Source organism: Micromonospora sp. WMMC273 (assembly GCF_027460285.1).
GTDB classification, from domain to species: Bacteria; Actinomycetota; Actinomycetes; order Mycobacteriales; family Micromonosporaceae; genus Micromonospora; species Micromonospora aurantiaca.
In genome coordinates, this window is sequence record NZ_JAPZBE010000001.1 from 2303301 (window position 1) to 2314090 (window position 10790).

The 10790-nt window shown below is 71.9% G+C and carries 9 protein-coding genes; 5 read left to right on the forward strand and 4 right to left on the reverse strand.

Annotated features, from left to right (window positions below):
• Positions 1-8: 8 nt before the first annotated feature.
• Both O7611_RS10705 and O7611_RS10710 read right to left on the reverse strand, forming a co-directional pair.
• A complete protein-coding gene (locus O7611_RS10705) occupies positions 9-398 on the reverse strand; it encodes a VOC family protein (protein WP_167796872.1) in 390 nt (129 codons plus the stop codon).
• A 133-nt stretch (positions 399-531) separates the two neighbouring features.
• The gene (locus O7611_RS10710) at positions 532-1242 is read right to left on the reverse strand and encodes a hypothetical protein (protein WP_194799985.1); all 711 of its coding nucleotides are present in this window, start codon (positions 1240-1242) and stop codon (positions 532-534) included.
• 187 nt (positions 1243-1429) lie between these two features.
• Here O7611_RS10710 and O7611_RS10715 point away from each other — a divergent pair, with 187 nt between their 5' ends.
• Together O7611_RS10715 and O7611_RS10720 are read left to right on the forward strand one after the other, a co-directional pair.
• The gene (locus O7611_RS10715; protein WP_194799986.1) at positions 1430-2272 is read left to right on the forward strand and encodes a class I SAM-dependent methyltransferase; all 843 of its coding nucleotides are present in this window, start codon (positions 1430-1432) and stop codon (positions 2270-2272) included.
• Positions 2273-2302: 30 nt separating this feature from the next.
• Complete coding sequence (locus O7611_RS10720) at positions 2303-3616, forward strand: cytochrome P450 (RefSeq protein ID WP_194799987.1); 1314 nt, start codon at positions 2303-2305, stop codon at positions 3614-3616.
• Between the two features lie 63 nt (positions 3617-3679).
• On the opposite strand, the gene O7611_RS10725 is transcribed toward O7611_RS10720, so the two are convergent.
• Entirely contained in the window at positions 3680-4465 is a 786-nt protein-coding gene (locus O7611_RS10725) for a helix-turn-helix domain-containing protein (protein ID WP_269696722.1), read from the reverse strand.
• 260 nt (positions 4466-4725) lie between these two features.
• Positions 4726-6606: a BTAD domain-containing putative transcriptional regulator gene (locus O7611_RS10730; RefSeq protein ID WP_269696723.1), complete on the reverse strand. Its 1881-nt coding sequence runs from the start codon at positions 6604-6606 to the stop codon at positions 4726-4728.
• Between the two features lie 122 nt (positions 6607-6728).
• Here O7611_RS10730 and O7611_RS10735 point away from each other — a divergent pair, with 122 nt between their 5' ends.
• From O7611_RS10735 to O7611_RS10745, 3 genes are all read left to right on the forward strand, one after another.
• A complete protein-coding gene (locus O7611_RS10735) occupies positions 6729-7787 on the forward strand; it encodes an IS630 family transposase (RefSeq protein WP_194799990.1) in 1059 nt (352 codons plus the stop codon).
• A gap of 115 nt (positions 7788-7902) precedes the next feature.
• Positions 7903-8868: a DUF1702 family protein gene (locus O7611_RS10740; RefSeq protein WP_269696724.1), complete on the forward strand. Its 966-nt coding sequence runs from the start codon at positions 7903-7905 to the stop codon at positions 8866-8868.
• 71 nt (positions 8869-8939) lie between these two features.
• Entirely contained in the window at positions 8940-10778 is a 1839-nt protein-coding gene (locus tag O7611_RS10745; protein ID WP_269696725.1) for a CRTAC1 family protein, read from the forward strand.
• Positions 10779-10790 lie beyond the last annotated feature (12 nt).

The following is a 10790-nucleotide window of genomic DNA, read 5'->3' on the forward strand; positions in this document are numbered from 1 at the left end:
TCCTGCCGTCAGTCGCCGGACTCCTCGACGATCATCACGCCGTTGCCGTCCGGGTCCTCCACCGAGAAGAACGCGCCGAACGGGGCGTCGAAGACCGGCGACGCCTCCACGCCCGCCGAGGCCAGCTCGTTGTGCAGGCCCTTGACGTCCTTGCACGCCACCGAGATGTGCTGCGCCCCGGGGCGGAGACCGCCCACGCCCCAGGTGGCGAGCACCACTGTGGTCTCGCCTCCCGGAGTGCCCAGCTGCAGCCAGCGCAGGCCCGGCTCCGGCGGCATCTCGTCCGGGGTCATCTCGTGGTCATTGATCACCTCGAATCCGAGGCGGGCGTAGAAGTCTTTCGCCTTGTCCTGGTCGGTGACCGGGATGGTGATCAATGTGATGTGGCTGATTCCCATGGAATTTCCCATCTCACGGCATATGGGCGAACAGTGCGATCATCCTACCGAACCGGTCCCCGTTGTGCATGCCTGAGACGCGCATGTCCGGCGCGGATTGTCATGGTCGCGCCGGACGAGTGCGATGGCGAGATCAGTTCGATTTCACCATTTCCCGGCGCAGGGTGTCGGCCGCGTTTCCGGTACGCATTTCACACACCCGGACGAGCGTGTCGTAGGCGACGAGCGCCCCGCGTACCGTCTCGTTGTAGAGATCCTGCGCGGCCACGCCGAGGTCGCGCATGGGCTGCATGAACAGCAGGAAGAACGCGTTGAAGTCGTACCCGTTCAGGATCTCCTCGCCGATCGGCTCCATGCGCTGGAGCAGCTGCACCCGCACCCGCAGCTTGCGCAGGTAGGCGATGCGCGACTGGGCCATGCCGGCGAAGCCGCCCTCGCCGGCCTGGATCAGCCGGTTCTCGAAACACTCGTCCCGGCCCTTGGCCAGCGCGAGTGCGCTGTACCGCTGCAGCTCCCCGTACTCCCGGACCGCGGTGTCGATCTGGTCGACGGTCCCGTCCAGGGCCCGGAAGGTCTGCGAGTAGGTCTTCAGGACGCCCGCCATCTGCTCGGCCACGTTGGCGGCGTCGAACGAGCCGTCCGGTGACACGGCTCCGGCGGAGGCTTCGACGACGTACCGCACCGTGTCGTCGAGGCAGGCCAGCGAATCGAGGCAGTCGCGAACGGCGCGCAGCGTCGCGCCGGTCGCGACCGCGTCGGACACCAGACCGGTGACGATCTCGGCGGCGTCTCCGGCGGCGTAGTTGGTCGGGGGGCACTCATTGTGTAGACCCAGTACACCCACAGCTTCCTCCCTCACTGGTGATCGAGCTCTCCCTCGACCCTAGGGGCGCTGCGGGGGCCGGGACTTCTCCTGTGTTGCCCGCCGGTACGGCCGGCCCGGATAGGCAAGCGGCGAGAAGCCGGGCCGCGGACCGGCGCGAAGAATGATCGCGGAGAGCGCGGCGAACCTGCGGAAAGGGTGGTGCCCGATGCCCGGCGACGCGACGACGGATGCGGTGTCGACTCCGGAACTGGCGGAGGTGTTCGACCGGGCGGCCCCACGCTACGACCGCACCGGCGTCCGCTTCTTCGGGCCGATCGGCGCTCGCCTGGTGGCAGGGCTCGATCTGCGCCCGGGCGAGGACGTGCTCGACGTCGGCTGCGGGCAGGGCGCCTGCACCGTCCCCGCCGCCCGCGCCGTTGCGCCGGGCGGCTCGGTGATCGGCATCGACGTGGCGCCGGTCATGGTGGAGGGCGCCCGCGCGGAACTCGCCGACGAGGGCCTGACGAACGCGGAGGTACGGATCGGTGACGCGGCCACACCCGGCTTCGCCCCGGCCCGGTTCGACGCGGTCGTCGCGGGCCTGGTGATGTTCATGCTGCCCGACCCGGCGGACGCCGCGGCCCGCTACCGACGGCTGCTGCGCCCGGGCGGCCGCTTCGCGATGACCACGTTCGGCGCCGACGACCCCGCGTTCTTCCACGTCACCGACGCCGTCGTGCCGTACGTGGACGGTGGCATGCCCCCGGTCCCCGGCCGCACCGACAATCCGTTGCGCTCCAAGGAGGGGATCCACCGCCTGCTGCGCGACGCCGGCTTCGCCGACACGCGGATCGAGGACGAGACGCTCGACCTCGAGTTCACCGACCCGCGGCAGTGGTGGGCCTGGCTGTGGCAGACGGCCGGCCGGATGGTGCTCGAGCGGGTGCCCGCGGAGCGGCTGGGTGCGGCGCGGGCGGCCGCCGAGGCCCGGATGGAGGAGGTCGCCGCCGACCGCGGACGCCTGGTCGTGCACTGGAACGTCTGGTACTCGTACGCCACCGCCGGCTGACTTCGAGCCCGTCCCGAAGGGGGATCCGTCATGGCCGCAACCAGCCCGCCGACGTTGCAGGGCCTGCCGCTGTTCGGCAACGCCTTCGCCTTCATGCGTGACCCGGTCGCGCTGGCCCGCGCCGGCTACGCCGAGCACGGTCCCGTGTTCGCACTGCGGATGGGGCCGCGGCGCTCGGTCGTCGTGGCCGGCGTCGAGGAGAGCCGGCACGCCATCGCGCTGCCCGAGACGATCCTCGCCGTCCAGCCGGTCTACCAGTGGCTGAAGCCCATGTTCGGCGCGGTCATGCAGGCCGCCGACCACCCGGACTACCTGCGTCAGCGGGCCGCGTTGCTGCCCGCCTTCCACAGCCGCAACCACGCGGACTACCTGGCCGCCATCATCGGTGAGACGAGCGACTGGATGGACCGGCTCGGCCCGCGCGGCGAGTTCGACGCGCGCGCCGACCTGGAGCGGCTGAGCATGGACATCGCCGTACGCCTGTTCCTGGGGTCCGGCTTCCGCGCCCGGCACGGCGACCGGTTCCGGTCGCTCTTCCTCGACATCGCGGCCGGGATGGAGTTCTTCCTGCCGGCCAACCTGCCGACGCCGCGCCTGCGCCGGCGCGACCGCGCGCGCCGGGAGATGTTCGAGCTGATGGGGCCGCACCTGCGGGCGGTCCGGGAGGATCCGGACACCGGACGGTACGGCTTCCTGCCGCACCTGCTCTCGGGCGGCGCGGCCTTCGACGACGAGACCGTCATCGGGCTCATCCTGATCCTGGTGTACGCGGCGTACGAGACGACAGCGGCCCAGATGGCCTGGTCGCTCATTCTGCTGCTGCAGCACCCGAAGGAACTGGCGGCGATGGAGGAGGAGATCGCCGATCTGCCCCGGCAGGCCGGCGACTGGACCGTCACGGACCTGCACCGGCAGCGACGGCTGTTCGAGGCGCTGCTGGAGTCCCAGCGGCTGCGGCCGGTCACGACGCTGCTGACCCGGCAGACAGTCACCGCGTACGAGGTCGGTGGTTTCACCGTGCGGGCCGGCTGGCAGACGCTGTTCTGCCCGCCCGTGACGCACCGCGTGCCGGAGGTGTTCCCGGACCCGGACCGGTTTGACCCCGACCGGTTCAGCAGGGACCGGGACGCCGACGGCCGGGCGGCAGCCGGCCTGCTCAACCTCGGCGGCGGCCTGCACGCCTGCCTGGGCGCCCGCTTCGCCGACCTGGAGATGAAGGCGGTGCTGGCGATGCTGACCCGCTCGTACGACATGGAGCTGGGGATCGCCGAGCCGCGGCAGGCGCCGGGGCTGGGTGTGGCCCGGCCCGCGTCGTGCCCGGTGCGGTACACCGCCCGGTCCTGACCTCGTGGCCGTCGGTGGACCCGGTTCCACCGGCGGTCACGGGCACCGGCACGGCCGGGGCTCTCAGCGGACCTGCGCCCGCCGCGGCCCGGCCTGGGACTCGAGCATCAGCAGGGGGAACGCGAGCAGCAACGGCGGATCCAGCAGGGCCGGCCGGCGCAGCGGGATGCCGACCGCGACGGTGGCCTGCGCCGCGACCGGCTCGTCGGGGATCTCGGCGGCGCCGACACAGATGCCGGCCGAGGGCTCCTCGGTGAGGACCTCGCCGATGGTCGCGTCGGTGCGGGCGCTGACCGCGAGCACGCTCGCCCGGCCCGCCGCCGCGAGCGGTAGCGGGAACACCGCCGGCGAGAGGATCGCGGCGCAGGACGAGGGCCGTTGCTGCGGTATTCCGGACCGGAAGGTGGCGACCACGGTGAGGCCCGGGTGGCCGTCCGGGCGGGCCCCGACGTGGAGGAGCGCGAACGGCTGACGTGCGGGGGTCGGTGGGGTGGAGACCAGTTCGCGCAGGGGCAGGTCCGCGACGGCCCGGCCGTACGTGCGGAAGCGGCCGGGTGACACACCGACGAGGCGGGTGAACTGGGTGGTGAAGGTGCCGAAGCTGGAGTAGCCGACCGCCATGCTGATGTCGGTCGCGCTGGCGTCGCTGCCGAGGAGCCGGCGTTTCGCCTCGGCCATCCGCACGGCGGTGAGGAACCGGCCCGGCGTGACGGCGGTCAGCATCCGGAACACGCGGTGGAAGTGGAACGGGCTCATCAGCGAGGCCCGGGCGATGTCGTGCAGCCGGTGTGGCTCGTCGAGGTGGCGCCGCATCGAGGTCACCGCCTGGGTGATCGCTCCGATGTGCACGGAAGCCGCGGTCGCGGTGGTGGTCCCTGTTTCGTGGACGGCAGGCATGGGGCGTCGGACCTCCTGAGGGGATTGCGGAGATCGATCAACGACGGCAGCAGCAGGGCCGGATGGACGTCGGCGGAGCGCTGTCCGACTCGATGCTATAAATTCATATAGCAATCGGCAAGCCCGTGAGAGCTATGTGTGAACAGTCCGCCACGGTAGGTGCTGCACCGGTTGGAGGGTAGCTGCGCCATTTTCGGCACCGGCAATCGATTTCATAGGTTTGTTTCCCGACAGAGCGCATTCGCCACCGAAGGCGCCGCGCCGAAACGGTCGAGCAGTTGCAGACCGATCCGGCGGATTGTCCGCAACATTCGATAGGATGTGCCGTGCTCGTCATGCCGGGCCATCAGGAGCGACTTGTCGACCAGGCGGTTGAGCAGCGGACGCAGGTCGATCCGGACCTCCCGGTCGCAGTAGGAACGGGCCGTCCTCTCCACCATGTCCGGGCTCACCGGTTCCTCCATCCCGCTGACCAGCGCGAGGCACTGCTGTTCGGCGAGCGTGAGCCGGTCCACTGTGCGTACCACCGCCGCGTGCAACGAGCGGTGGTGCGCGGGCGTGCCCCGGCGGCTCGCGTCCAGCAACCGCAGCGGGTCGCGGCACTGCTCGGCGAGTTCGGGCAGACCGGTGGTGCGCAGCACGCGGGCGGCCAGTTCCAGCGCGAGCGGCAGGCCGTCGAGCCGGCGGCAGATGGTGGCGACCAGGGCGCAGTTGTCCTCGTCCACCGAGAAGGACGGGCACGCCTGGGTGGCGCGCCGCGCGAACAGCGCCACGGCGGGCACGCGCAGCAGCGCCGCCGGGTCGGCCGGAGTCTCCGGCCCGGGCGGGCGGAGCGGACCGATCGTCAGGATCGTCTCGTACGGCAGGCCGAGCAGCTCCCGTGAGGTGACCAGGACGCGCGCCTGCGGACAGGACCGCAACAGGTCGTCGACGAGCCCGGCGCAGGGCTCCAGGACGTTCTCGGCGTTGTCCAGGAGGAGCAGTAGCTGCTGGCCGGCCAGATCGTCGAACGGCCGGGCCGCAGGGGCGTGACGCTGCGGGAGCATCGGGTGCAGGGTTCGCCGTACCGCGTCGGCCGCCTCCGCGGCACCGCAGGCAGTGGCCAGTTCCACCACCGCGACGCCGTCACGGAAGTCCCCCCTGGCGGCGGTCGCCGCCGCGCGCGCGACAGCGCTCTTGCCCACCCCCGCGGGCCCGCTCAGCGTGATCAGCCGCTGCTGGACGAGCAGGTCACGCAGCTGTCGCAGCTCGGTCTCGCGGTCGATCAGCGGGTCGACCGCCGGTCCCGGCCCGAGCCAGCCGCCGGGTGGTGCTGGGACTCGGCTCCCGCCGGCGGCTACCAGTTGCCGGTGCACCCGGCGCAGCTCGTGGCCGGGTTCGACGCCCAGCTCGGCCTGCAGCCGGGTGCGGATCCGGTCGTAGTGGGACAGCGCCGAGGCACCGTGGCCGGCGCGCCGCTGGGTCTCCAGGTAGAGCGCCTGCGCGGCCTCGTTGAGGGGGTCCACCTGGGCGAGACGTTCGGCGGTGGGCAGGACCGCGACGGCGCCCTTGCTGGTCAGGCCGGCCCGGACGTACGCCATCGCCACTGTGGTCCACTTTCCCCGAAGCAGGGTGACGTCCTCGCACCCGGGCAGCAGGGACTCGAGATCGGTGGTCAGCGAGGCGGGCCACTCGCCGAGTGCCCGGCGCAGCAGGCCGTACGCCTCGCCGGCGGCACCGGAGGCCAGCAGTTGCAGCCCGTGGTCGGCGTGGCTGTGGAAACGGCTGACATCCACCGCGTCCGGTGGCAGCCGAAGCTGGTAGCCGGTGCCGCTGTGCCCGATCACGTTGGTGCGGCGCCGCGCCGGGGTGTCCGGCTCCATCACCTGGCGCAGCCGGGCGATGTACGTGTGCACCAGCGACTGCGGGGTGCCGGGCGGCTGGTTCTCCCAGAGGGCCTCGATGATCTCGTCGATCGGCACCGGGGTGCCGTGGCGCAGGGACAGCAGGGCGATGATTGCCCGTTGTTTGCGGGACCCGAGGTCGACCTTGCGGGAATCGATTACTGCGTGGGTGGCGCCGAGGACTTTAATCTCCACAATTGCCGCACGCAACACGTTGCCCCCAGGTCGCCCGTATCGACGTCAACCAACGTCAGAGTAGTAATTAATTCGGGAAACCTGAAGTGCACAAATATTGCGCCGTAAATTGGTTTTCTATATGTAGCCTGGGTTGTGTGCCGAGGACCGGGCGGCCGAAGGCCGAGTTGGTGTTGACCGACGAGGAGCGCGCGACGCTGGTGCGCTGGTCGCGGCGGGCGAAGTCCTCTCAGGCCCTGGCGCTGCGGTGCCGGATCGTCCTGGCGTGTGCCGAACCCGGGGCGACCAATGCCGCAGTGGCGGCCGACCTGGGGGTGTCGCGGCCGACGGTGGGGAAGTGGCGCAGCCGTTTCGTGCAACGGCGTCTGGAGGGTCTGGCCGACCGGGACCGCCCGGGCCGGCCGCCGTCGATCGGCGCGGACCGGGTGGAGGAGGTGCTGGTGTCCACGCTGGAGGAGGCGCCCCCGGGTGCTACCCACTGGTCCCGCAGGTCGATGGCCGAGAGGACCGGGCTGTCGCGGTCGACAGTCGGGCGGATCTGGCGCCGATTCCACCTCAGACCGCACCGGGATCCGCCGTTCAACCTCTCGGCCGACCCGGTGTTCATGGCGAAGGTGGTCGATGTGGCCGGGTTGTATCTGAACCCGCCGGCCGGCGTGGTCGCGCTCGTGGTTCACGAGGCGGCACGGATCCCGCCAGGGCCGCCGACGGCGCCCGGCCGGCCTGCCCCGGAGCGCCCGCGCGCCGGCGCCGCCGGCCTGTTCGCCGCGCGCACCGTGGCCGACGGCGCCGCCGCGGGCCGCAGGTACCGGGCGGCGGATCTCAAGAGGTTCCTCGCCCGGGTCGACGCCTCGGTCCCCGCCGAGCTGGACGTTCACCTCATCTGGGACAACCACGGCGCGCACCACGCCCCGGCCGTCACGTCCTGGCTGGACCGGCACCCCCGCTTCCGCGTGCACGTCACCCCGACCGACTCGGCCTGGTTCACCCAGCTCGATCGCTGGTTCGGCTTCCTCGCCGACCAGATGGTCCCGCGCGGCACCCCCCAGTCAGTGCAGGCCCTGGAGGTCGGCATCAGCGCGTGGGTCGCGGAGCGGGGCGAGAACCCCGGCCCCTTCACCTGGACGAAGACGGCCGAGGAGATCATCGAGTCCCTCGGTCGATTTAATAAACGGACATCTGGCGCGGGCGAGTAGTGAGATCGGCCGCGGAAACGCGATTTCGTTACTATATGTAATTCAAGTTTTCTTCAAGAACGGATGTGCAGACTGGCGCCGCACGGACACTGTGGACCGACTCCGCGGGAGCGTCATGAGAACCGACAACGCCACGCTCGACGAAACCCGCCCCCGTAGCTGGCGCCGCCTGCTGCATCAGCCGGACCGCCTCGCCGACTTCACGGTCCGGGGCTTCGCGTCCGACCCGCCCGAGCTGCGCGCGAGACTGGAGACCGCCGCGGGAACCTTCCTGGACGGCTTCAACGCGGGACTCGACGCCCCCGCCGGCGCGCCTCCGCGATTCGACGACCAGCCGGACCACCTGCGCGGTTTCGCCGTGGAAGGGCTGGCCATGCAGGCCGCACTGCTCGACCTCCTCGTCCCGGGCAGCCGCCGGCTGCCGGCCGTGCTGCGCCTGCACGGCCCGGCCCACATCCACCTGATCCATGTCGGCGTGGGATGGGCGATGGCCAAGCTGCGCTGGCCGTTCTGGGCCCGGCTGTCCGGCCTGGACCCGCTGCTGCGCTGGCTCGCGCTCGACGGCTGGGGCTTCTCCGCGGGCTTCTTCGCCGACGCCGGTGGGCTGCGCCGCATCACCGCCCACCCGCGCCGGTGCTCCGAGCGCTGCGCCATCCGCTACCAGGGTGTCGGCCGCAGCCTGTGGTTCCGGGGCACCGCGGTACCCACCCGGGTGGCGGACCTCGTCGCCACGCTGCCGCAGTGGCACCACGGCGACGCCTGGAGCGGTGTGGGCCTCGCCGCCGCGTACGGCGGCGGGGTCTCGCCGGAGGGACTCGCCACGCTGCGCGAGCGTGCCGGAGCGCACGCCGGCGACCTCGGCCAGGGTGTGGCCTTCGCCGCCGCGGCCTGGCAGCGCAGCGGCTGGACCCCGCCCGAACTCGCCAGCACCGTGCACGCGCTCACCGGCACCGACCCGCGTACCGCTGCGGACTGGACCCGCGAGGCCGAGGCCGGGCTCCGCACGCCCGCCACCGGCCCGGTCGAGTACCAGACGTGGCGGCAGCGCATCCGCGCCCGCGTGCTGCTCGCGTCGCTCTGATCCGCCCGCGACCATCCGAGGGGGAACCTGTGCCGTCCGCTGTTCGTAGAACGCTCGTACCCGCCCTGGCCGTGCTGCTGTGTGTCGTGGCCGGCCTGTTCACCCGGCTGCCGTCGGTCTCCGCGTCCGACGCCGACGCCCTGAGCGCCCGCTTCGCCTTCACGCCCGCTCCGTTGAACGCCACCGGGGACACCCGCCGGCTCCGCGAGGTCCAGCCCGCACTGAACCATCTCGCCGCGTGGATCTCCGCGGTCGGCGCAGGCGTCGGCCTCGGCGACTTCGACGGCGACGGCCTGCCGAACGACCGCTGCCTGGTCGACCCCCGCGACGACTCGGTCACCGTGGCGCCGGTGCCGGGCACCGGCGAACGGTACGCCGCCGTCACCCTCCAGCCGGCCGGTGTCGCGTACGACGCCCGCACCACAGCGCCGATGGGATGCCTCCCCGCCGACTTCAACGGCGACGGCGCACTCGACGTCCTGGTGTACTTCTGGGGCCGCGTACCGCTGCTCTACCTGCGCCAGCCCGGCGGCGGCGCACCCGGCGCCGCGGGCTTCCGGGCGAGCGACGTGGTCGCTCCCGGCGAGATCTGGAACTCGACCACCGCCAACGTCCTCGACGTCGACGGCGACGGCGGCCTGGACATCCTCATCGGCAACTACTTCCCGGACGGCGCGCGGGTGCTCGACCGGACCGCCGCCGACGACCCGGTGATGCGGATGCAGGACTCCATGTCCCTGGGCCGCAACGGCGGCCGCAACCGGCTCCTGATGTTCGACGGGAACACCCCCGCCGCCGGCGGCGCGCCCGTTCCCGCGTACGCCGACCGGTCCGACGCCTTCACCACCGGCCAGGCGCGGGCCTGGACCCTGGCCACCGGGGCGCAGGACCTGACCGGCGACGGCCTGCCGGAGCTCTACTTCGCCAACGACTTCGGGCCCGACAACCTGCTGGTGAACGAGTCCCGTCCCGGCCGGCCCGAGTTCCGCGAGGTGAGCGGCACGCGCGACCCGCTGGCCCCCAAGTCCAAGGTGATCGGGCACGACTCGTTCAAGGGCATGGGCGTCGCCTTCGACGACCTGAACGCCGACGGCCGGCCGGATCTGCTGGTCAGCAACATCACCTCGCCGTTCGCCCTGCAGGAGAGCAACTTCGCCTTCGTCAGCACAGGCGGCCGGTTCACCTCCGGGCGCGCGCCGTACCGGGACCGCAGCGAGGAACTCGGGCTGTCCCGCAGCGGCTGGGCCTGGGACATCAAGGCCGCCGACTTCGACGCCGACGGCCGCCGCGAGATCACCCAGGCGGTCGGCTTCCTGCACGGTGGCACCGACCGCTGGGCCGAGCTCCAGGAACTCGCGATGGCCAACGACACCTTCCTGAAGTACCCGTGGGCCTGGCCGAACTTCCGGCCCGGCGACAGCCTGTCCGGCCACGAGCGCAACCCCTTCTTCGTACGCGGGCCGAACGGCCGGTTCGTCGACGTGTCGAAGCGGCTGGGGATGACGAGCACCCAGGCCTCCCGGGCCATCGCCGTCGGCGACGTCGACCACGACGGGCGGCTCGACATGGCGGTCGCCAACCAGTGGGCCGCCTCGGAGCTGTTCCGCAACACCGGTCCGGCGACGACCCACCTCGGGCTGCGGCTGGTGGTGCCCACCGCCAACGGCGCGACCCGTGCGGCGATCGGTGCCCGCGTCGAGGTGCGCCGCGCCGACGGTACGACGCTGACCGACCAGCTCTACCCCGCCAACGGACACACCGGCGTGAACGCCGACGAACTGTACTTCGGCCTCGGCGGCAGCCCGTCCGCCCAGGTCCGGATCACCTGGCGCGACGCCGCCGGACAGCACGAGACGAGCACCACGCTCGCCTCGGGCTGGCACACGGTCACGCTGCGACCCGAGTCCTGATCGAGGAGAGAA